At 52.8% G+C, this 20,813-nt stretch carries 19 protein-coding genes; 9 read left to right on the forward strand and 10 right to left on the reverse strand.

Annotated features, from left to right (window positions below):
- Positions 1–7: 7 nt before the first annotated feature.
- From rsxD to ydgT, 6 genes are all read right to left on the reverse strand, one after another.
- Positions 8–1,057: an electron transport complex subunit RsxD gene (gene rsxD, locus D6029_RS00380; protein WP_120062849.1), complete on the reverse strand. Its 1,050-nt coding sequence runs from the start codon at positions 1,055–1,057 to the stop codon at positions 8–10.
- A complete protein-coding gene (rsxC, locus tag D6029_RS00385) occupies positions 1,058–3,016 on the reverse strand; it encodes an electron transport complex subunit RsxC (RefSeq protein ID WP_120062850.1) in 1,959 nt (652 codons plus the stop codon).
- Positions 3,009–3,587, reverse strand: coding sequence for an electron transport complex subunit RsxB (gene rsxB, locus D6029_RS00390; RefSeq protein WP_120062851.1), 579 nt, complete (start codon positions 3,585–3,587; stop codon positions 3,009–3,011). Before rsxB ends, rsxC begins: the two co-directional genes overlap by 8 nt.
- Complete coding sequence (rsxA, locus tag D6029_RS00395; RefSeq protein ID WP_120062852.1) at positions 3,587–4,168, reverse strand: electron transport complex subunit RsxA; 582 nt, start codon at positions 4,166–4,168, stop codon at positions 3,587–3,589. Before rsxA ends, rsxB begins: the two co-directional genes overlap by 1 nt.
- Before the next feature lie 89 nt (positions 4,169–4,257).
- Positions 4,258–4,710 (reverse strand): DUF2569 domain-containing protein, encoded by a 453-nt coding sequence (locus D6029_RS00400; protein ID WP_120062853.1) that lies wholly within the window; start codon positions 4,708–4,710, stop codon positions 4,258–4,260.
- Between the two features lie 94 nt (positions 4,711–4,804).
- The gene (ydgT, locus tag D6029_RS00405; protein ID WP_120062854.1) at positions 4,805–5,020 is read right to left on the reverse strand and encodes a transcription modulator YdgT; all 216 of its coding nucleotides are present in this window, start codon (positions 5,018–5,020) and stop codon (positions 4,805–4,807) included.
- Between the two features lie 281 nt (positions 5,021–5,301).
- Between ydgT and D6029_RS00410 the strand changes: the two genes are divergently transcribed.
- The gene (locus D6029_RS00410) at positions 5,302–6,342 is read left to right on the forward strand and encodes an oxidoreductase (protein WP_120062855.1); all 1,041 of its coding nucleotides are present in this window, start codon (positions 5,302–5,304) and stop codon (positions 6,340–6,342) included.
- A gap of 50 nt (positions 6,343–6,392) precedes the next feature.
- On the opposite strand, the gene speG is transcribed toward D6029_RS00410, so the two are convergent.
- Entirely contained in the window at positions 6,393–6,950 is a 558-nt protein-coding gene (gene speG, locus D6029_RS00415) for a spermidine N1-acetyltransferase (RefSeq protein ID WP_120062856.1), read from the reverse strand.
- A gap of 63 nt (positions 6,951–7,013) precedes the next feature.
- Positions 7,014–7,361, reverse strand: a complete 348-nt coding sequence (locus D6029_RS00420) for a DUF1283 family protein (protein ID WP_120062857.1) — start codon at positions 7,359–7,361, stop codon at positions 7,014–7,016.
- 353 nt (positions 7,362–7,714) lie between these two features.
- Between D6029_RS00420 and rspA the strand changes: the two genes are divergently transcribed.
- The 4 genes from rspA to D6029_RS00440 all read left to right on the forward strand — a co-directional run bounded on the left by rspA (position 7,715) and on the right by D6029_RS00440 (position 12,951).
- On the forward strand, positions 7,715–8,929 hold the full coding sequence (rspA, locus tag D6029_RS00425) for a starvation-sensing protein RspA (RefSeq protein WP_120062858.1): 1,215 nt from the start codon (positions 7,715–7,717) through the stop codon (positions 8,927–8,929).
- A gap of 14 nt (positions 8,930–8,943) precedes the next feature.
- On the forward strand, positions 8,944–9,957 hold the full coding sequence (locus tag D6029_RS00430) for a Zn-dependent oxidoreductase (RefSeq protein ID WP_120062969.1): 1,014 nt from the start codon (positions 8,944–8,946) through the stop codon (positions 9,955–9,957).
- 74 nt (positions 9,958–10,031) lie between these two features.
- Entirely contained in the window at positions 10,032–11,327 is a 1,296-nt protein-coding gene (locus tag D6029_RS00435; protein ID WP_120062859.1) for an MFS transporter, read from the forward strand.
- A gap of 172 nt (positions 11,328–11,499) precedes the next feature.
- Complete coding sequence (locus tag D6029_RS00440) at positions 11,500–12,951, forward strand: mannitol dehydrogenase family protein (protein WP_120062860.1); 1,452 nt, start codon at positions 11,500–11,502, stop codon at positions 12,949–12,951.
- A gap of 98 nt (positions 12,952–13,049) precedes the next feature.
- Here D6029_RS00440 and D6029_RS00445 read toward each other — a convergent pair whose 3' ends face one another.
- Together D6029_RS00445 and ydfG are read right to left on the reverse strand one after the other, a co-directional pair.
- The gene (locus D6029_RS00445) at positions 13,050–13,736 is read right to left on the reverse strand and encodes a GntR family transcriptional regulator (protein WP_120062861.1); all 687 of its coding nucleotides are present in this window, start codon (positions 13,734–13,736) and stop codon (positions 13,050–13,052) included.
- 93 nt (positions 13,737–13,829) lie between these two features.
- Complete coding sequence (ydfG, locus tag D6029_RS00450) at positions 13,830–14,579, reverse strand: bifunctional NADP-dependent 3-hydroxy acid dehydrogenase/3-hydroxypropionate dehydrogenase YdfG (protein ID WP_120062862.1); 750 nt, start codon at positions 14,577–14,579, stop codon at positions 13,830–13,832.
- 356 nt (positions 14,580–14,935) lie between these two features.
- Here ydfG and guaD point away from each other — a divergent pair, with 356 nt between their 5' ends.
- The 4 genes from guaD to xdhC are packed head-to-tail and all read left to right on the forward strand — an operon-like array spanning position 14,936 to position 20,802.
- Positions 14,936–16,267: a guanine deaminase gene (gene guaD / locus D6029_RS00455; RefSeq protein ID WP_120062863.1), complete on the forward strand. Its 1,332-nt coding sequence runs from the start codon at positions 14,936–14,938 to the stop codon at positions 16,265–16,267.
- Positions 16,264–17,700, forward strand: a complete 1,437-nt coding sequence (gene xdhA / locus D6029_RS00460) for a xanthine dehydrogenase small subunit (RefSeq protein ID WP_120062864.1) — start codon at positions 16,264–16,266, stop codon at positions 17,698–17,700. Before guaD ends, xdhA begins: the two co-directional genes overlap by 4 nt.
- Positions 17,690–20,035 carry a xanthine dehydrogenase molybdopterin binding subunit gene (gene xdhB / locus D6029_RS00465; RefSeq protein ID WP_120062865.1) on the forward strand — a complete coding sequence of 782 codons (2,346 nt, stop codon included), beginning with the start codon at positions 17,690–17,692 and terminating at the stop codon, positions 20,033–20,035. The genes xdhA and xdhB overlap by 11 nt, the downstream gene beginning before the upstream one ends.
- Positions 20,032–20,802 carry a xanthine dehydrogenase accessory protein XdhC gene (gene xdhC, locus D6029_RS00470; protein WP_120062866.1) on the forward strand — a complete coding sequence of 257 codons (771 nt, stop codon included), beginning with the start codon at positions 20,032–20,034 and terminating at the stop codon, positions 20,800–20,802. The genes xdhB and xdhC overlap by 4 nt, the downstream gene beginning before the upstream one ends.
- Positions 20,803–20,813: the final 11 nt, after the last annotated feature.

The raw sequence follows: 20,813 nt of genomic DNA on the forward strand, positions 1-20,813 counted from the left end.
CGATTCCTTAGCGATGCCCGTAAGCGCGAGGGCGGGTGTAGTAGTCAATCAGCGGCACGGTAATATTCGCCAGTAATACGGCGAACGCCACGCCATCCGGATAACCGCCGTAGGTGCGAATCAGCCAAACCAATAAGCCTGCCAGTGCGCCAAAAATCAGGCGTCCACGATTGGTGGTTGAAGCGGTGACCGGATCGGTAAGAATAAAGAACGCCCCGAGCATCGTTGCACCCGAGAACAGATGAATCAGCGGTGAGGCACACTTTTCCGGGGAGAACATCCAGCCCAGCGTGGAACACACGGCTAATGCCAGCAGGAAGCTGACCGGAATATGCCAGCGAATCGTGCCTTTGATCAGCAGGAACAGGCCGCCTGCGAGAAACGCAAGGTTAACCCATTGCCAGCCGATTCCCGCCAGCACGCCAGTGTAAATCGGTTCTTGCAGCAAATCCGTCGCCGAATGCCCGGCACGTAAGCCCGTTTTAAAGGTGTCCAGCGGTGTGGCCTGACTAATGCCGTCGATGCCCATGCGCAACTGCGACATGGTGTCGCCCGCCACCGTCGTACCGGAGAAAATAGCGTGCAGCGAATCGGCAAAACCTGGCACCGTGGCGGCAAGCGTGTGTGGCGGCAGCCATGAAGTCATTTGTACCGGGAAAGCAATCAGCAACACCACATAACCGACCATCGCCGGGTTAAACGGGTTATGACCCAAACCGCCATACAATTGTTTTGCGATGATCACCGCAAACACCGTACCGAGAACAACCATCCACCACGGGGCAAACGGCGGGATACTGATGCCCAGCAGCAGGCCGGTCAATGCGGCAGAATTATCGCCCAAAATTCGCAGCGGTTGTTTGCGCAGTTTCAGTACCAGCAGCTCTGCGGCGACTGCCGTCAGAATACCTAATGCGATTTGCACCAGACTGCCCCAACCAAACCAGTACCACAGCATCGCCATTCCCGGCAAAGTGGCATAAGTCACCAGCAGCATAATTCGCGATGTGCTGCGTTGGTTATGGGTATAGGGGGAACTTGCTATCTTAAAAACCATTTATTCCTCTGATGCCATCTGTTGCGCCGCTTTTCGTGCCTGAACTCGGGCAATCGCCGCAGCTACGGCGGCTTTACGCGGATCTTGTTCTTCAGCAGGTGTTTCTTCAGATTGTTGCTCGGCCTGCGCCGCTTTACGCGCTTTTGCACGAGCAATGGCGGCTTCGACCGCCGCTTTGCGCGGGTCAACCGTTTCAGTTTTAGCCACTTCGACAGGCGCTGCGGTTTCGCTGGATTGCGCCGCTTTACGCGCTTTTGCACGCGCAATAGCCGCTTCAACCGCTGCTTTACGCGGGTCAGCAACGCTGGCTTCAGATTGCGGTTCTGGTGTTTCTTTCTCAGCCTGACGTGCGCGCGCCTGTGCTTTACGGGCTTCACGCGCAGCAATCACTTGCTGGTTGTCTGGCAAAGTACCCGCTTTAATCACAATCGGTTCACTGCCCTGGGCATTCTTACTTTTCACCCGGGCAAGAGCGGCCTGAATCGCGTCATTGTCTTTGGTTGTTGGCTGAACCGCCGCCTGTTTGTGACGTTCAAGACGTGCGGCTTTCTCGCGATCGAGTCGTGCCTGGCGCGCCTCGAAGCGAACTTTCGCTTCAGCCGTGCGTTTGGCTTCCAACTCGATTTCGCGGATCTCGGCCTTTTCCTGGCGGAAATACTGCACCAGCGGAATATTACTCGGGCAAACGTAGGCACAAGCGCCGCATTCGATGCAGTCTTTCAGGTTATGAGCCTGCGCCTTATCGTGCTGTTGCCCACGGCTGAACCAGTAAAGCTGCTGGGGTAATAAATCAGCAGGGCAGGAATCAGCACATGCGCTACAACGGATACAGCTCTGTTCTTCTTGTTGCTGGCCCATTTCACTGGCGGAAGGGGCCAGCAAGCAGTTAGTAATTTTGACGACCGGAACATCGAGCCACGGCAGGCTGAAGCCCATTAACGGCCCGCCCATAATCACCTGTTGGTCATGTCCTGGGCGGAACCCGGCAAAATCCAACAAATGGCGAACTGGCGTACCTAAACGTGCCCAGACATTACCTGGTTGCTGAACCGCTCCGCCGGTTAACGTCACCACACGTTCGGTTAAAGGTTCACCGTCGATGATGGCGCGCTTGACGGCAAAAGCCGTGCCGACGTTTTGCATCAGCACGCCAATATCGGACGAACGACCACCTTGCGGAACTTGTTTCCCGGTCAAAATTTGCGTGAGCTGCTTGGCGCCACCGGAAGGATACTTCGTTGGGATCACGCGCAACTCAATGCCATGAGTATTGCACAGCACCGCACGCATCATCGAAATGGCCTGCGGTTTGTTATCTTCAATGCCGATTAACACGCGCTTGGGCTGCAAAACATGGGCAAGAATACGCACGCCATCGATGATTTGCGCGGCGCAATCCTGCATCAGGCGGTCATCGGCGGTAATATACGGCTCGCATTCGGCGGCGTTGATGAGCAGCGTGTCGATTTTATCGCCACCACCGAGCAATTTATTGCCGGTCGGGAAACCCGCGCCGCCTAAACCGGCCACACCAAACTGATGAATACGCTCAATTAACTCTTCGCGGCTATGCAACGCATAATCATGCCAGCCATCGCGTTCGAACCATTTATCTTCGCCATCGGCTTCAATAATCACGCTCAGTTCCGCCAGCGCCGAAGGATGGGCGGTGGATTGGGGTGCAATAGCCGTGATGGTGCCGGAAGTGGGAGCATGAACCGGCAACATACGACCGCGCCCGCGAGTCAAAGGTTGGCCGCGCAGCACGTAATCGCCAGCTTTCACGCACAGCTCGCCTTCAGCACCAATGTGCTGCTTCAACGGAATAACCAGTTTTTGTGGCAGAGGAACCTGGCGCAGCGGCGTGCCGTTTGACTGAGTTTTCATTTCGGGTGGATGAATGCCACCATCGAAATCCCAGATTTTATCTTTTTTGAAACGGGTAAATAACTTAAGCATTTTGCTCCACCGGAATGAGTCTAACCGGGATGGTTTGCAGATCCCACTTCCAGCTTTCTGTGGTGGTTTCGACCGGGCGCAGCTCAATGCAGCGCGTAGGGCACGGGTCGACACATAAATTGCATCCGGTGCAAAGGTCACTGATTACGGTATGCATGGCGCGGGTGGCACCGACAATGGCATCCACCGGGCAGGCCTGGATGCACTTGGTGCAGCCAATGCAATTGGGTTCGTCGATAACCGCCAGCATGCGCACGGGTTCTTGCGCTTGGGCGTCGCCTTCAATAGGTTGCGGGTCGACATTTAATAAGGTGGCTATTTTGTGCATCACGGCTTCGCCGCCAGGAGCGCACAAGTTGATTTTTGCGCCCTGATTTCCGACAGCTTCCGCATACGGGCGGCAGCCTGGATAACCACATTGCCCGCATTGGCTCTGCGGCAGCAGTTCGTCCAGTTTATCGACAATCGGGTCTTCTTCGACGCGAAAACGACGCGAGGCATACCCGAGGATCAACCCGAAGACCAGACCCAACAGGCCCAGCGCAATAACAGCAATCCAAATGGTACTCATCAGAACTTCACCAACCCGCTAAAGCCCATAGAGGCCAGAGACATCAAGCCAGCGGTGATCAGTGCAATGGCATTCCCACGGAAGGGGGCGGGCACATCGGCAACCGCTAAACGCTCGCGAATCGCTGCAAACAACACCATCACCAGCGAGAAACCCACGGCGGCAGAAAAACCATACAGCGCTGATTGCAGGAAGTTATGGCCGAGATTGATATTGAGCAATGCCACGCCGAGCACCGCGCAGTTGGTGGTAATCAGCGGTAAAAAGATGCCCAACAGGCGATAAAGGGCCGGGCTGGTTTTGCGCACCACCATTTCGGTAAATTGCACAACCACGGCAATCACCAGGATAAACGCCAGCGTGCGCAAATAGACCAGGTCAAGAGGAATAAGGATCAACTCGTTGACCAGCCATGCGCAAATAGACGCCAGCGTCAGTACGAAAGTGGTCGCCAGCCCCATGCCGATGGCCGTTTCCAGTTTTTTGGAAACACCCATAAACGGACACAGGCCAAGAAACTTCACTAATACGAAGTTATTGACCAGCACCGTACCCACAAAGAGCAGCAAATAATCTGTCATGAATAAGACCTGAAACAAAAAAAGCCGCCTATTATCGTCTAACGGACCGATGACGACAACTGGGCGTTTATAAGGTTATTACGGCGAAACTACGGGTTGATAAATGTCTGCTTCACGCGCTGCGAACGCTTAAGGTACGGAACCAGCAAAGCGGCAGCCAACAGTGGGAACATTAACTGGCGCAATGCCAGATCATCACTCACCGGGGAAAACGCGAAGGCTTTAATCGCCAACAACACCGACAACAATAACCAAAGAATATAATGACGTACCACATTCTTACGACGTTTGAAGAAAGCGATAGTCAACCACACGGTATAACCCCACATCGCGATAGCACAGGCAATCGAGGTGTACCAAAAGATCACCATTTTGGGGCCTTGCGCGCTCATAAGTCGATGGCTTTCTGGCGAGATGAGCATCATAAGATAAATGGCGACCGCAATACTGCTGCTGAGTAAGGTCATCAGAAGCCAGGCGAGAGGGGCAAGAAGCCAGCCTGCAATGCGGGGTGCTGGAGCAGAAACTTGCGTTGTCGTCATGTTACCTCCCGAAAAAGAATGAGACTTTCCTTATGAGATTCATAAGGCGGGAGGATTATAAGGTTTTTTTAACGCTTTGCTACCGCAAGCTGCGCTAGACGACATAACGCCAGACGGATTTTGGCACGCGCCCCAAATCAAAAAGACGGCCACCAGAAACTAATTCCGCCCGACGGTGATCGGCGGCACGATACATATTCATTAATTCATTATCATCAGTCAGGGTGTAATTAAGATGGTCGAACAGTTTTTCCAGACTTTCGGAGGAACTAATTTTGCGAAATTTCATTAAATAATCGAGAGCGGTCATGAGAGGCAGTCATCCATGCAAAGAGAGATAAATGGGGGTACGCTGTGCATCTAATTTGCATGAATAATAAACGGAAATGAACGCAGACAGTGCAAGAAATAGCGTGATATTGACTTTTTAGGAGTTTTCATTAACACATTGAGGCGGCTTGAGTATCCCGGGAATGCCGAATTTACTGGTGATGGGGAAGTGTGCAACTCAATCGCAACAATATAATTACCTGTTGTTACAATTGCCGGGATGGTGTCAAAATAGGCCGTCCAAAATTATGAGGAAAACAAATGAGTGATAACATTCGTGTCGGACTAATCGGCTATGGTTACGCCAGTAAGACTTTTCATGCACCCTTAATTGTGGGCACGCCTGGCATGGTTCTGGCCGGTGTTTCCAGCAGTGATGCCACGAAAGTTCATGCTGACTGGCCAAACATGCCGGTAGTCTCTGATCCTCATCATCTGTTCAACGATCCTAATATCGACTTAATTGTCATTCCAACGCCAAACGACACCCACTTCCCGCTGGCAAAAGCGGCGCTGGAAGCCGGTAAACATGTCGTTGTCGACAAGCCGTTTACCGTGACGTTGTCACAAGCGCGTGAGCTGGACGCGTTGGCGAAAAGCTGCGGCCTGTTGCTTTCGGTGTTCCACAACCGCCGCTGGGACAGTGACTTCTTAACTCTGAAAGCGCTGCTGGCAGACGGTACGCTGGGCGAAGTGGCTTATTTTGAATCGCATTTTGACCGTTATCGCCCGCAGGTACGTAACCGCTGGCGCGAGCAGGCGGGCGTCGGGAGTGGGATCTGGTACGACTTAGGCCCGCATCTTATTGACCAGGCGTTGAATCTCTTCGGTCTGCCCGTCAGCCTGACGGTGGATTTAGGCCAGTTGCGTCCAGGCGCGCAGGCCACGGATTACTTCCATGCGGTGCTGGCGTATCCACAACGTCGTGTTGTGTTACATGGCACGTTGCTGGCTGCGGCTGAAACGGCACGTTACATCGTGCACGGTGCGCGTGGTAGCTACATCAAATATGGCCTCGATCCGCAGGAAGACCGCCTGAAATCAGGCGAGCGTTTGCCGCAGGAAGACTGGGGTTACGATATGCGCGATGGCGTGTTAACGCTGGCGCAGGGCGACGTGATGGCGGAACAAACCTTGCTGACGGTGCCGGGGAATTATCCGGCGTATTACGCGGCGATTCGTGATGCACTGACAGGCCACGGGGAAAACCCGGTTCCGGCGGCGCAGGCGATTCAGGTGATGGAAATGATTGAGCTGGGCATGGAATCCGCAAAACACCGCGCCACGCTAAACCTGGCGTAACGTCCACCAGACCCTATCACTACGGCAGTTTAAGAGTGATAGGGTTTCGGTTACTGCGCCGTCGGTTTTAAAATATTCCCCGCAGTTTTGTGTTCTGCCAGATATTGATGCTGGAAAATACACATCCGAATCGTGTTGCGATATTCACCATTAATAAAGAACTCGTGGATTAACTCACCTTCCACCATAAAGCCCAGCTTCTTATAGATGTGCACGGCTTTTTCATTCTCTTTATCAACAATCAAATACAGCTTATACAGATTGAGCACCATAAAGCCGTAATCCATCGCAAGCTTAGCAGCGCGCGAGGCCAGACCTTTGCCCTGATAATCTGGCGAAATGATTATCTGGAATTCAGCACGGCGGTGAACATGGTTAATTTCTACCAGTTCAACCAGACCTGCCTTTTCACCATTGCATTCAATAACAAAGCGGCGCTCGCTTTGGTCATGAATATGCTTGTCATAAAGATCGGACAGCTCGACAAAGGCCTCGTAAGGCTCTTCGAACCAATAGCGCATCACGCTGGCGTTATTATCGAGTTGGTGAACAAAACGCAGATCTTCACGCTCAAGAGGGCGAAGCTTAATGGGAAGTTCCTGGCTCATTTGAATTCCTTTCAAAATGCATAAGGCTTCTCTTAAGAAGCCTTATTGATTAACGACGCGCAGTTATGGAGCAACAGTACGGCCTGTACGGCGGTCAAGGCAACGCAGGGTATTCGGTTCCCAATAGGCGTTGACGTTGGCGCTTTTCTGGCAATTGTCCTGAGCATCAAAAGCGGTGTCAGTTTTGTCCCACTCTTTTTCAGCACGTTTGTTCACTTTCTGGCGCAGAGAGCGAGTGTCATTCCATTGCTCTTTGTCCATCGCCGCATCCTGGCGAGTTTGCGCATTGTCGCCCGACTCAATAATCAGCTTATTAGTCTGAGCCTGAGCGGGTTGAACAAACGCAAATGCACTCAGCAACAATGCCAGTGGCATTGCCACAGACAGACGTTTGCGAAGGATTGTGTTCATTGAATTTTCCTTTATGGGTGTAGCTCACTTTTAAATATACCACGGTGCGCGATGCGTACCTGATGGTGCACTTTTGACCCCATTATCCCAGACAACGTTCAATATGATCAAAACAACCTTGTTATTTTTTGCAACGGCGCTGAACGTGGGCAAAACGAGTTGTTTATACGGATATTTCTTCATTGTTCCTGCACAAAACACTTCGCATTTCTGATGTAACCCACAGCAAGAATCACAAAATATTTGTGACTCAACTCGTCAAATTAGCTTAAACATACTTGTATGGTAGTTGTGATGCGGTTAATTTCTCGCTCATTAAGAACATCGGTCTACTGAGCTGTAAGGAAATCCGCATGAAGATTGTAAAAGCAGAAGTGTTTGTCACTTGTCCTGGGCGTAACTTTGTCACGCTGAAAATTACTACCGACGACGGCATTACCGGGCTGGGCGATGCCACGTTAAATGGTCGCGAACTGTCGGTGGCATCGTATCTGAAAGATCACGTTTGCCCGCAGTTGATTGGCCGTGATGCTCACCGCATCGAAGATATCTGGCAGTTCTTCTACAAAGGCGCTTACTGGCGACGCGGGCCGGTGACGATGTCGGCGATTTCTGCCGTCGACGTGGCGCTGTGGGACATTAAAGCCAAAGCGGCCAACATGCCTTTATACCAATTACTCGGCGGCGCATCGCGTGAAGGCGTGATGGTTTATTGTCACACCACCGGGCATTCCATTGACGATGTGCTCGAAGATTATGCTCGTCATAAAGAGCAGGGCTTTAAAGCGATTCGCGTGCAGTGCGGCGTGCCGGGCATGAAAACCACGTATGGCATGGCGAAAGGGAAAGGTCTGGCGTACGAACCAGCCACCAAAGGTGACTGGCCAGAAGAGCAATTATGGTCGACGGAAAAATATCTCGATTTCACCCCTAAGTTATTCGAGGCGGTGCGCAATAAGTTTGGCTTCAACGAACATTTGTTGCACGACATGCACCACCGCCTGACGCCCATCGAAGCCGCGCGCTTTGGCAAAAGCATCGAAGATTACCGCCTGTTCTGGATGGAAGATCCGACGCCTGCTGAAAACCAGGAATGCTTCCGCCTGATTCGCCAGCACACCGTCACGCCAATCGCCGTTGGCGAAGTATTTAACAGCATCTGGGATTGCAAACAGCTCATCGAAGAGCAGCTTATCGATTACATCCGCACCACGATTACTCACGCGGGCGGTATCACGGGCATGCGCCGCATCGCTGATTTCGCCTCGCTTTACCAGGTGCGTACCGGATCTCACGGCCCGTCAGATCTTTCCCCTGTTTGTATGGCAGCCGCGCTGCACTTTGACCTGTGGGTGCCGAATTTTGGCGTGCAGGAATACATGGGCTATTCCGAACAAATGCTCGAAGTGTTCCCGCATAACTGGACGTTTGATAACGGCTTTATGCATCCCGGCGATAAGCCAGGTATCGGTATCGAGTTTGATGAAAAGCTCGCCGCGAAGTATCCGTACGAACCAGCATATTTGCCGGTCGCGCGCCTCGAAGATGGCACCTTGTGGAACTGGTAACGGGAGAAAAAATCATGAAAAGCATCACCATACAGCAGCCAGGAAACCTGGTGATTGAAGAGCGAGTCATACCGCAACCGTTGGCTGGCGAAGTCAGGATTCGTGTCACGAATGCCGGGATTTGTGGCTCCGACGTGCACATTTACCGTGGACACAATCCCTTTGTGAAATATCCCCGTGTGATTGGTCATGAATTTTTTGGGCATATCGATGCGGTGGGTGAAGGTGTTGAAAGTTCGCGCCTTGGCGAACGCGTCGTTGGGGATCCGGTGGTCAGTTGCGGCCATTGTTATCCTTGCGCGGTGGGGCGGCCAAACGTATGTGCGGAACTCCAGGTTATCGGTGTGCATCGTGATGGCGGGTTTAGTGAATACATCACGCTGCCTGCGAAAAACGCCCACGTCGTGCCGGACGCCATTCCCGATAACGAAGCGACGATGGTTGAGCCGTTTACCATTGCGGCCAATATTTGCTCCCAAATGAATCCAGGCCCGCTCGACACGGTACTGCTTTATGGCGCCGGGCCGATGGGGCTAACTTCAATTCAGGCGCTGCGCGGTGTCTACGGCGTAAAAGAAATTATTGTGGCCGACCGCATTGATGAACGCCTTGCCATGGCGAAAGCCAACGGGGCCGATCGCGTTATCAATAACGCCAGCATTGACTTAAAAACCGAACTGGAAGCGCTCGGCATTCGCCCGACGCTGATTATTGATGCCGCCTGTCATCCGTCGATTTTACCGGAGGCCATCAGCCTCGCGTCACCGGCCGCACGTATCGGGATTATGGGCTTTTCCTCAGACCCTTGTGTGTTAAGCCAGCAGGCCATCACCAGTAAAGAACTCACTATTTACAGCTCCCGGTTAAACAGCAACCGTTTCCCGCTAGTGATCAGCTGGATGAGCGAGCGGAAAATTCAACCGGAAAAATTAATCACGCATCAATTCCCTTATTTGCAGGTGCTGGAAGCGATGGAGTTATTTGAGAAAGATCAGAAGCAGTGCTGCAAAGTATTGCTGAAGTTTTAATTGGTCGTCACACACGCTTATTTGACTGTTCTGCGTACCCTACATTTATACCTATTATAAAGAACGGAGTTTTTATGGTTAAGAATTTACGTTGGGTGATCGTGTTCCTGTTATTTATGGTCTACATGATCAATTACCTCGATAGAGTGGCATTATCTATTACGCTTCCCATGATAGAAAAAGACCTGACAATTAACCCCGAAGAGTTCGGGATGATTTTCGGCAGTTTCTTTTTTGGTTACGCGTTGTTTAACTTTATTGGCGGACTGGCGGTTGATAAATTCGGCCCGATGATTGTTCTGGGGTGCGCCGTTGGCATGTGGTCAATCTTCTGCGGCATGACCGCGCTTGCCACCGGATTCTGGTCAATGCTGGTACTGCGCGTGCTGTTTGGTATGGCAGAAGGGCCAATTTGTTCCTCGGCCAACAAGATGATAAATGGCTGGTTCCCGCGAAAACAGGCCGCAACAGCCGTGGGCTTTTTAAGTGCCGGTTCGCCTTTGGGTGGTGCCGTTGCTGGCCCGATTGTTGGATATCTGGCTTTGTCATTTGGCTGGCGTCCGGCGTTTATGATTATCTGCGGCATCGGTATTGTCTGGATGCTGATCTGGTTCTTTATCGTTGCGGATAACCCGGAAAAAAGCAGCCGCGTGAGCGCCCAGGAGCGTGAGCTTATTGCACTTATGAAAGCGCAAAACGGCGGCGATACTCAGGAACTGGATGGTGATGTTTCCGGGCATACGCTGGGATTTTATCTTAAAAAGCCTATTATTCTGGTCACGGCTTTCGCCTTCTTCTGTTACAACTATATTTTATTCTTCTTCCTCAGCTGGTTCCCTTCATATTTAGTTCAGGCACACGGTCTGAATATTAAAGAAATGAGCATTACCACCGTTATTCCGTGGATTGTTGGTTTTGTTGGGCTGGCATTAAGCGGTGTTATTTCGGATACGATATTACGCATGACCGGGAAATTATTATTATCGCGTAAAATAGTATTAGTGGTTTGCTTATTAGCCGCCGCCATTTGTGTCGCCCTGGCAGGGACGGTCAGCCAGGTGGTTCCGGCGGTGATATTAATGTCGGTTTCTATCTTCTTCCTTTATGTCACTGGCGCAATTTACTGGGCGATTATTCAGGACGTGGTCACCAAAACCCGCATCGGCAGCGTCAGTGGTTTCATTCACTTAATCGGCAGCGTTTCAGGCATCATCGGGCCTGTCGTCACCGGTTACATCGTGCAGCACACCGGCAAATTCGACAGCGCCTTTATGCTGGCGGGTGGCGTGGCGGCACTCGGCGCGATACTGGTGTTCTTCGTCATCAAACAGCCGAAAACACAAACTCCGCTGGTAGCAAGTTCTCACTAAGCATTGAAAGACGAAAATGTGAGTTGTTATACACCTTCGTTTTCGTGTCATACCAAATGCACAAAAGTTTAATGCAAATCAATATGCAGACTACCATAGCAGGTAGTCTGTGCTTGTCCGCAAGTTACTACATAGCGATTAACTACACAGCTACTAAACAGCGAGTTTCAAAATGGAAAACAAGCTCTTATCTGCAAAAGCTATTGTCCCTCAATACGACCGTAGCAAACTGGTTTCACGCATCGTTCATCTCGGTTTTGGCGCTTTCCATCGCGCTCATCAGGCAGTTTACGCTGACATCCTGGCAAACGAACACGGCAGCGACTGGGGTTACTGTGAAGTCAACCTGATTGGCGGCGAGCAGCAAATTGCTGATTTAAAACAGCAAGACAACCTTTATAGCGTGGCAGAAATGTCTGCTGACGCATGGCATTGCCGCGTTGTGGGTGTGGTGAAAAACGCCATCCACGCGCAGGTTGATGGCCTGGAAGCGGTGTTCACCGCCATGACGCAGCCGGAAGTGGCGATTGTTTCCTTAACCGTGACGGAAAAAGGCTACTGCCATACTCCGGCAACCGGCACCATTCTGCTGGATCACCCATTAATTGCGCACGACCTCGCCAACCCGCAGCAGCCAAAATCTGCACCCGGCGTGATTGTTGAAGCACTGGCGCGTCGTAAAGCGGCTGGTCTGCCAGCATTCAGCGTGATGTCTTGCGACAACATGCCGGAAAACGGCCACGTCACCCGTAACGTGATTACTGCTTACGCGCAGGCGATTAACCCGGAACTGGCACAGTGGATTAAAGCGAATGTGACTTTCCCATCCACCATGGTTGACCGTATTGTTCCGGCTGCTACCGCAGAAACCCTCGAGCAAGTGGCACAGGCAACCGGCGTTGTTGACCCTGTCGCCATTGCGTGTGAGCCATTCCGTCAGTGGGTTATCGAAGATAACTTCGTTGCGGGTCGCCCGGAGTGGGAAAAAGCCGGTGCGGAGCTGGTGAAAGACGTACTGCCATACGAAGAAATGAAACTGCGTATGCTGAACGGCAGCCACTCATTCCTGGCGTATTTGGGGTATCTGGCGGGTTATCAGCACATTTCCGAATGTATGCAGGACGAAAACTACCGTCGCACTGCCCATGCATTGATGTTGCAGGAACAAGCGCCAACCCTGAAAGTGCAGGGCGTTGACCTGGCAAAATATGCTGATTCACTGATTGCGCGTTACACCAACCCGGCACTGCGTCACCGTACCTGGCAAATCGCGATGGATGGCAGCCAGAAATTGCCACAGCGTTGGTTAGACTCCATCCGTTGCCACCTGGCAAACGGCACGAAGTTTGATCTTCTGGCACTGGGCGTGGCAGGTTGGATGCGTTATGTCGGTGGCGTGGACGAACAAGGTACGGCTATCGAAGTTTGTGATCCGTTGCTGCCTGCAATCCAACAAGCGGTTGCGGCGAGCAAAGAAGGGGAATCCCGTGTTAAAGCTCTGCTGGGGCTGAAAACTATCTTCGGTGAAGACCTGCCTGCTAACGCGAAATTCGTCAATCAGGTGATTGAATCTTACCTGGCTTTACGTGAAAACGGCGCGAAAGCGACGGTAGCGAAGTTCTAAATTTTTGCTGCTAAGGGGGATTAGCGAAAGCGACGTCCCCCTTTTTGCCGGATGGCGCTGCGCTTATCCGACCTACGCCAAACCTTGCCTTTCAAGATTTACTCTTCAGTAAACCAGTCGCGCTTCTCTTTACGAATCAACAATATTGACTGACTGATCTCATGCAGATGGCGATGCATCGCTTGATCGACACCATTTTCATCATGCTGTTTAAGCGCTTCAAAGATATCGTAATGTTGTGCGAGCAACATTTCTGGCGGCGAAATATGGTCAAGGCTCATATAACGCACGCGGTCCATGGTGGCTTTAATATTCTCGACCGTTTCCCACGCCAGGCGGCAATCCGCAACCAGCGCTAACTGCTCATGAAATTCGTCATCAAGCTGGAAAAAATCATCCATTTGATTGCGGTCAATCGCCGTGCGTTGCTGATTAAGCAACTGTTCGAGCATATACAAATGTTCATCCGTCGCCATACTCGCCGCACGCTTGACGACCGCGCGTTCAATGGCTTCACGCACAAAACACCCGTTCTTCACCTGGCTGACAGAAATCTTATTCACGTAAGTGCCGCGCTGCGGGCGAATCTGCACCAGCCCCGTTTCTGCCAGTTTAATAAAGGCTTCACGCACCGGTTGGCGAGAGACTTCAAAGCGAATCGACACTTCTTTTTCGGAAAGCGGCGTACCTGGCGGAATCAGGCAACGAACAATATCCCGGCGTAAAATACGGTAGATTTGTTGGTTCACAGGTTGAGTGGGGTTGAGCAAAATTGACGGTAACATGATTTTTTTTCTTATCGTTGAAGAACCAAGCAAATTTAACATTTATTTGCGTGGTCGCCCATACCTGAAAACCTCCAGATATGGGCAAGGCGATTAACCTTCGCGGTGAACGCTAAGCCCCGCAAATGACTGGCTAACAGGCATCATTTCAAGGGTGTTGATGTTGACATGTTTCGGTAATGTCGCCACCCACCACACGGCTTCCGTCACATCTTCAGGCGTCAGCGCATTGGCATTTTCGTAGGTTTTCTCTACTTTGCCGTCGTCGCCTTTGAAACGCACATTTGAGAACTCGGTTCCACCAACCAGACCCGGTTCAATATCCGTCACACGAATAGCCGTTTTGTGCAGGTCGGCACGTAGGTTCAGGCTGAACTGGCGCACAAACGCTTTGGTTGCGCCATAAACGTTACCGCCCGCATACGGCCAGCTTCCCGCAGTAGAACCGATATTGATAATGTGGCCACGGTTACGCTCAACCATGCCTGGCAACACGGCGCGAGTCATATAAACCAGGCCTTTGTTGTTGGTATCAATCATCGTTTCCCAGTCATCAGCGTCAGCTTTATGAGCCGGTTCCATGCCCAACGCCAGACCGGCGTTGTTCACAAGGATGTCAATGTTGCGCCACTCGGCAGGCAATTGTTCCATCGCTTGTTCAATCGCCGCGCGGTTACGCACATCAAGTTGCAGCGTAATAATGCTGTCGCCCAGTTCGTCTTTCAGCTCTTGCAGGCGCTCCAGGCGGCGGCCAGTGGCAATCACTTTGTGGCCTTGCTGGACGAAACGACGAGTAATGCTCTCACCAAATCCGGCAGTAGCGCCGGTCACTAAAATAATCATCTCACTGTTCCTCAACGCTTTTTGTGTCGTAATACCTTAGCACGCGAACGCTATTTTCGATAATTGAAGTTAAGCCCTGCAGCCCTTGCGCAGTGCTGGTGCAGCAAGGGTTTCACACTGCACCAGCATCGCGCAGATTTTCTCGCCATTCTCGCGATCCCTCGTTTTAAATGAGAAAGGCAACCGATTGCAATGATAAGCAACCGTTTGCATGCCTGAAAGTTGCGCAAATGTTGCGCAACAACCAAAAATGTAATCTAAGCTACTGTTATCAAACTGATTAAAGCCAAACGGCAATCTGGCATCAACATTGCAATAGTTAACTCATTCTTCACAAACCAATTACAGGTACGGCGATGACAGTTAATTACACGCAGGCATTGCGCGGTCAGTTTTTCGACATCACCCAAACCGGAACCCGCCCGGATGAATTACTGGCGAACGCCCGCCATCACGAAGACGCATTGTTATTTCTGAGCGATGGAATCATCGTCGCATTATTGCCGTGGGAAGAAGGGCGCATTTATCTGCGTGAGGAAAATGATTACGTCGATTATCGCGGCAAACTGATCATTCCAGGCTTCGTCGATACCCATCTGCATTATCCGCAAACTGAAATGATCGGCGCGTATGGCGAGCAGCTTCTCGAGTGGCTCCAGACCTACACGTTCCCGGTGGAAAGCCAGTATCAGGACAGCTCGCACGCGGCAAAAATGTCGGCATTTTTCCTTAGCCAATTATTAAGCAACGGCACCACCACGGCGCTGGTGTTTGGCACCGTGCATCCACAGTCGGTGGATGCGCTATTTAGCGCGGCGGAACATTTGTCGATGCGCCTGATTGCCGGGAAAGTAATGATGGATCGCAATGCGCCGGATTATCTCACCGAAACGCCGGAGCAAAGTTACCAGCAAACGCGCGAGCTGATTCAACGCTGGCACAAAAAAGGCCGACTGAACTACGCGCTAACGCCACGTTTTGCACCGACATCGTCACCTGAACTGCTCGCCGCTGTGCAGACGCTGCGCGAGGAATTTCCCGATACCTGGCTGCACACGCATCTGAGTGAAAACAGCGCGGAAGTGGAATGGGTGAAAGACTTGTGGCCGGAGTCCGAAAGCTATCTGGGCGTTTATCACCAGTACAAACTCACCGGGAAACGCAGCGTATTTGCCCACGCCATTCATCTGCAAGAGTGCGAATGGGATTGCCTGCACCGCACCGATTCCACCATCGCTTTTTGCCCGACCTCCAACCTGTTTCTCGGCAGCGGTTTGTTCAACTTAAAACAGTGCCACGAACGGGGCATTCGCATGGGCATCGGCACCGACGTGGGCGCGGGCACCACGTTTAATATGCTGCAAACGCTGGCGGAGGCGTACAAAGTCGCGCAACTGCAAGGCTACCGCCTGTGCGCTAGTGAAGCGTTTTATCACGCCACGCTCGGCGGCGCTCACGCGTTAGATCTCGACGATAAAATTGGCAATTTCTTACCGGGCAAAGAGGCGGATTTTGTGGTGCTGGACTTAGCCGTTTCGCCACTTCAGAAAATGCGCCACGCCAACAGCCGCGACATCTATGAAAAACTGTTCATGCTGATGACGCTCGGCGACGACCGCAATATCTGGCACACCTGGGTCAACGGCAAATGCGTGTGGATGCGAGACACGCTGGAGGTCGCGGCATGATTCAATTCTTACTCAACCATACTTTGAAAACGCTAGACGATGTTGACCCGAATACCACGGTGCTGAACTGGTTGCGCGGGAGCGAACATCATTGTGGCAGCAAAGAAGGGTGCGCGTCTGGCGACTGCGGCGCGTGTACCGTGGTGCTCGGGCGAGTTGACGGCGAGAAAATGCAATATGACACCGCCAACGGCTGCATCACGCTCATCAGCCAGCTTGATGGCAAACAGTTGCTGACGGTGGAGGATTTAGCCCAGGGCGACAAACTGCATCCGGTGCAACAGGCAATGGCCGATTGCCACGCTTCGCAATGCGGTTTCTGCACGCCAGGTTTTGTGATGTCCGGTTTTGCGCTGCAAAAAGCGAATAGCGCCGCGCAGCGCCACGATATTGAAAAGCATCTTGCCGGGAATCTATGCCGTTGCACGGGTTATCGCCCGATTATCGACGCCATGCAGCAAAGCTGTGTTTCAACGCCGGATCAATTCACCCAAACCGAGCCACAAACCGTGGAGCGTTTAAAATCGTTAAAGCATCCAGACGTGGCAGAACTGCTGAAATCCAACCGCTGCCTGCTGCCGAAAAGCGTGGCGCAACTGGCTGAGCTTTATCTGCAAAACCCGCAGGCGCGTTTGCTGGCGGGCGGCACCGATCTGGCGCTGACGATAACTCAGCAATACCAGACTCTGCCGCTGATGATTGCGCTGAATCAGGTGGATGAACTGAAGAAAATTACCGTCACTGAAAACCAGATCCGCATCGGTGCGATGGCGACGTTACAAACCTGCCAGAACGTTTTGCAGCCGTTAATCCCAGCATTTGCGCAGGTTCTGGATCGCTTCGCTTCACCACAAATTCGCAACCACGGAACGCTGGCCGGAAACCTGGCAAATGCATCGCCCATCGGTGATGGCGCACCGATGCTGCTGGCGCTGGGCGCGACGCTTGAACTGCGCTGCGGCGACGAGATTCGCATTCTTTCGCTGGATGAATTCTTTCTCAGCTACCGCAAAACGGCACTCAAAGCGGGCGAATTTATCAGCGCAGTATTAATTGAACGCGAAGATATTTCGCCAACGTTCAGCGCGTGGAAAATCTCGAAACGGATGGACGACGATATCTCAACGGTGTCTGGCGCGTTCAATCTCCAGTTAAAAGACGGTGTTGTGGCAACGGCGCGACTGGCTTTTGGTGGAATGGCAGCGATTCCGGCGCGAGCGAAACGTGCAGAACAGGCGTTTATCGGCCAGCCGTTAAATGAGCAAACACTCGCCCTTGCCAGCGAAGCGCTCGAGCAGGATTTCCAGCCGCTAAGTGATTTCCGTGGTTCCGGGCGCTACCGCCTGAAAGTCGCGCAAAATCTCCTGAAACGCCTGGTGCTACAACACTCCGACAAAAACACAGCGCTGGAGGTGCAGGCTTATGTCAACTAACCCGGCGCGCCTGTCCGAACAGGCATTAATCGAACAGTTTTCTCGCGAAATGAACGGCGGCGCGGGCAAAAGCCGTAAACATGAAAGCGCCGATAAACACGTCAGCGGCAAAGCGGAATACATCGACGACAAACTCACATTGCCGGGTATGTTGTACCTTTGCCCGGTTCTTAGCCAACACGCCCATGCGAAAATTTTAAATATCGACACCCGCGCCTGTTACGCCGTTCCCGGCGTGGTGCGGGTATTTAGCTGGCAGGATGTGCCGGGCGAGCTGGACATTGGCCCGCTGGCACCCGGCGATCCGTTATTTGCCCGCGATTTGGTTGAATACCACGGCCAGGTGATTTTGACCGTTGCCGCCGATTCCCCTGAAGCCGCTCGTGCCGCGTCTCTCAAAGCGGTTATTGAGTATGAAGTGTTAGCGCCAGTTTTGGATGTTGAAGAAGCGTTATGCCGCGAACTGTATGTTCAGGAACCGCATGTTCATCAGCGTGGCGATGCCGATTCTGCACTGGATAAAGCCGCGCACCGCATTCAGGGGCAATTCCACATCGGCGGCCAGGAGCACTTTTATCTCGAAGGGCAAATTGCGGTAGTGCAGCCAGGGGAAGACGGCAGCGTGACGGTCTGGTCGTCCACGCAGCACCCGACAGAAGTGCAAAAGCTGGTGGCCTCGGTGCTTGGCGTCACCATGAATAAAGTGACTGTTGATATGCGCCGTATGGGCGGGGGTTTTGGCGGCAAAGAAACTCAGGCGGCGGGGATTGCCTGCCACGCCGCACTGGTCGCCGCGTTAACCGGACGGCCTGCTAAAATGCGCCTCTCGCGCCGGGACGATATACGTATTACCGGCAAACGCCACCCGTTTTTTGTGCGTTATGACGTGGGTTTTACCGACGACGGTATGCTTAACGGCGTGGTTATCGATCTGGCGGCCAACTGCGGTTATTCACTGGATCTCTCGGGATCTATCTGCGATCGCGCGATGTTTCATGCCGATAACGCTTATTACCTCGGTGACGCACGAATAACAGGTTACCGCTGCCGCACCAATCTGGCGTCGAACACCGCTTATCGCGGATTTGGCGGGCCGCAGGGCATGGTCGCCATCGAACAGATCATGGATCATATTGCCCGCGAACTTGGCCTTGATCCGCTGGAGGTGCGTAAGCGCAATTACTATGGCGACACCGAACGCAATGTCACGCACTACCACCAAACCGTTGAACATAACATCATGCCGGAAATCACCCGTCAGCTTGAGGCGAGCGCGGATTACGATAAACGGCGTGCAGAAATCCGCAAATTTAACCGCCATAGCCCGGTGCTCAAACGCGGGCTAGCGCTGACACCAGTGAAATTTGGCATCTCGTTTACCTCCAGTTTCCTCAACCAGGCCGGGGCGTTGCTGCTGATTTACACCGATGGCACGGTGCAGCTCAACCACGGCGGCACGGAAATGGGCCAGGGGCTGAATACCAAAGTCGCGCAGGTGGTGGCCGAAGTGCTGCAAATCCCGCTGGAGCAGATTCAGGTCACGGCCACCAATACCGGAAAAGTGCCGAACACCTCGCCGACGGCGGCGTCATCCGGTGCCGATCTTAACGGCAAAGCGGCGGAAATCGCGGCGCAAACCATTAAGGAACGGCTGGTAGAAATGTTATGCCGTTTGCATCATTGCGCAGCCGAACAGGTGGAATTTCGCAACGGTGTGGTGAAAGTTCCTGGCAGGCATTTCACCTTTAATGAAATCGCTAATCTGGCCTGGCTTAATCAGGTGCCGCTTTCGGCTACCGGTTTCTACAAAGTGCCGGGCATTCATTACGACCGAACCGCCGGGCGCGGGCAGCCGTTCTATTACTTCTCTTACGGTGCGGCGTGTTCAGAAGTGATTATCGACACGCTCACGGGCGAATACCGTTTATTGCGCACCGACATTCTGCATGACGTGGGCAACTCGCTGAACCCGGCGCTGGATATCGGGCAAATCGAAGGCGGCTTTGTGCAGGGCGCAGGCTGGCTAACCTGCGAGGAACTGGTGTGGGATGAAAAAGGGCGGCTGCTTACCGACAGCCCGATGAGTTACAAAATCCCGGCGATCAGCGATATGCCCTGCGATCTGCGGGTGAACCTTCTGGAAAATCACGCCAATCCGCAGCACACCGTTTACCGTTCCAAAGCCGTGGGCGAACCGCCATTTATGTTGGGGATCTCCGTGTGGTGCGCGTTGCAGGATGCAGTCGCCAGCGTTGCGGATTACCGCAAACATCCATTGCTCGATGCGCCCGCCACGCCGGAACGCGTGTTCTGGGGTTGTCAGGAGGCACCATGAACGATGAATGGATTAGCATTCTGATGCAGTTGCGTGAGCGCCGTGAACCTTGCGTGTTGCTGACGTTGCTGGCTGATAAAGGTTCGGTGCCGCGCAACTGCGGCACCAAAATGATTGTTGGCCGAGAGCAGTCTTTTCTCACCATCGGCGGCGGGCATCTTGAATATCAGTGCATCGCCCTGGCGCGTGAAATGCTGGATAAACAGACTCCGACGCCGCATACCGAGCATTTTAATCTCGGCGCACGGCTTGGGCAGTGCTGTGGCGGCATGACGACCGTTCTGTTTGAGCCGCTGATTCAGCCGCAGCCGCAAATCATGGTGTTTGGCGCAGGCCACGTCGGGCAAGCGCTGGTGGCGTTATTGGCGACGTTACCCTGTCACATAACCTGGGTGGATGAGCGCCCGGATCAATTCTCCAGCGCCCCGCAAGGCGTAAAAACCTGGCAGGCCGAAGACCCGCTGGACGCGGTGAAATCCGCTCCCGCTGAGAGCTATTTTATCGTGATGACCCATCATCACCCGCGCGATTTGGAACTGACCGAAGCGATACTGAAACGCGGCGATTACCGTTATTTGGGGCTGATTGGTTCACACACGAAACGCCAGCGTTTTGAATATCGGCTGGCGGGAAAAGGGATTACGGAACAGCAACTCAGCACCTTGCGTTGCCCGGTGGGTTTGCCGGATGTGAAGGGCAAACTCCCGGCGGAAATCGCCGTGGCAATCGCCGCTGAGATAATTGCGGTGTATCAGGCCGCCAGTTAGACTGTGAAAAT

The sequence above is a fragment of the Buttiauxella izardii genome (genome assembly GCF_003601925.1).
Taxonomy (GTDB): Bacteria; Pseudomonadota; Gammaproteobacteria; order Enterobacterales; family Enterobacteriaceae; genus Buttiauxella; species Buttiauxella izardii.

What these genes read in the sequence shown, in the direction of transcription:
- rsxD (WP_120062849.1), bottom strand. Translation starts at nt 1,057, where the DNA reads ATGGTTTTTAAGATAGCAAGTTCCCCCTATACCCATAACCAACGCAGC.
- rsxC (WP_120062850.1), bottom strand. Translation starts at nt 3,016, where the DNA reads ATGCTTAAGTTATTTACCCGTTTCAAAAAAGATAAAATCTGGGATTTC.
- rsxB (WP_120062851.1), bottom strand. Translation starts at nt 3,587, where the DNA reads ATGAGTACCATTTGGATTGCTGTTATTGCGCTGGGCCTGTTGGGTCTG.
- rsxA (WP_120062852.1), bottom strand. Translation starts at nt 4,168, where the DNA reads ATGACAGATTATTTGCTGCTCTTTGTGGGTACGGTGCTGGTCAATAAC.
- D6029_RS00400 (WP_120062853.1), bottom strand. Translation starts at nt 4,710, where the DNA reads ATGACGACAACGCAAGTTTCTGCTCCAGCACCCCGCATTGCAGGCTGG.
- ydgT (WP_120062854.1), bottom strand. Translation starts at nt 5,020, where the DNA reads ATGACCGCTCTCGATTATTTAATGAAATTTCGCAAAATTAGTTCCTCC.
- D6029_RS00410 (WP_120062855.1), top strand. Translation starts at nt 5,302, where the DNA reads ATGAGTGATAACATTCGTGTCGGACTAATCGGCTATGGTTACGCCAGT.
- speG (WP_120062856.1), bottom strand. Translation starts at nt 6,950, where the DNA reads ATGAGCCAGGAACTTCCCATTAAGCTTCGCCCTCTTGAGCGTGAAGAT.
- D6029_RS00420 (WP_120062857.1), bottom strand. Translation starts at nt 7,361, where the DNA reads ATGAACACAATCCTTCGCAAACGTCTGTCTGTGGCAATGCCACTGGCA.
- rspA (WP_120062858.1), top strand. Translation starts at nt 7,715, where the DNA reads ATGAAGATTGTAAAAGCAGAAGTGTTTGTCACTTGTCCTGGGCGTAAC.
- D6029_RS00430 (WP_120062969.1), top strand. Translation starts at nt 8,944, where the DNA reads ATGAAAAGCATCACCATACAGCAGCCAGGAAACCTGGTGATTGAAGAG.
- D6029_RS00435 (WP_120062859.1), top strand. Translation starts at nt 10,032, where the DNA reads ATGGTTAAGAATTTACGTTGGGTGATCGTGTTCCTGTTATTTATGGTC.
- D6029_RS00440 (WP_120062860.1), top strand. Translation starts at nt 11,500, where the DNA reads ATGGAAAACAAGCTCTTATCTGCAAAAGCTATTGTCCCTCAATACGAC.
- D6029_RS00445 (WP_120062861.1), bottom strand. Translation starts at nt 13,736, where the DNA reads ATGTTACCGTCAATTTTGCTCAACCCCACTCAACCTGTGAACCAACAA.
- ydfG (WP_120062862.1), bottom strand. Translation starts at nt 14,579, where the DNA reads ATGATTATTTTAGTGACCGGCGCTACTGCCGGATTTGGTGAGAGCATT.
- guaD (WP_120062863.1), top strand. Translation starts at nt 14,936, where the DNA reads ATGACAGTTAATTACACGCAGGCATTGCGCGGTCAGTTTTTCGACATC.
- xdhA (WP_120062864.1), top strand. Translation starts at nt 16,264, where the DNA reads ATGATTCAATTCTTACTCAACCATACTTTGAAAACGCTAGACGATGTT.
- xdhB (WP_120062865.1), top strand. Translation starts at nt 17,690, where the DNA reads ATGTCAACTAACCCGGCGCGCCTGTCCGAACAGGCATTAATCGAACAG.
- xdhC (WP_120062866.1), top strand. Translation starts at nt 20,032, where the DNA reads ATGAACGATGAATGGATTAGCATTCTGATGCAGTTGCGTGAGCGCCGT.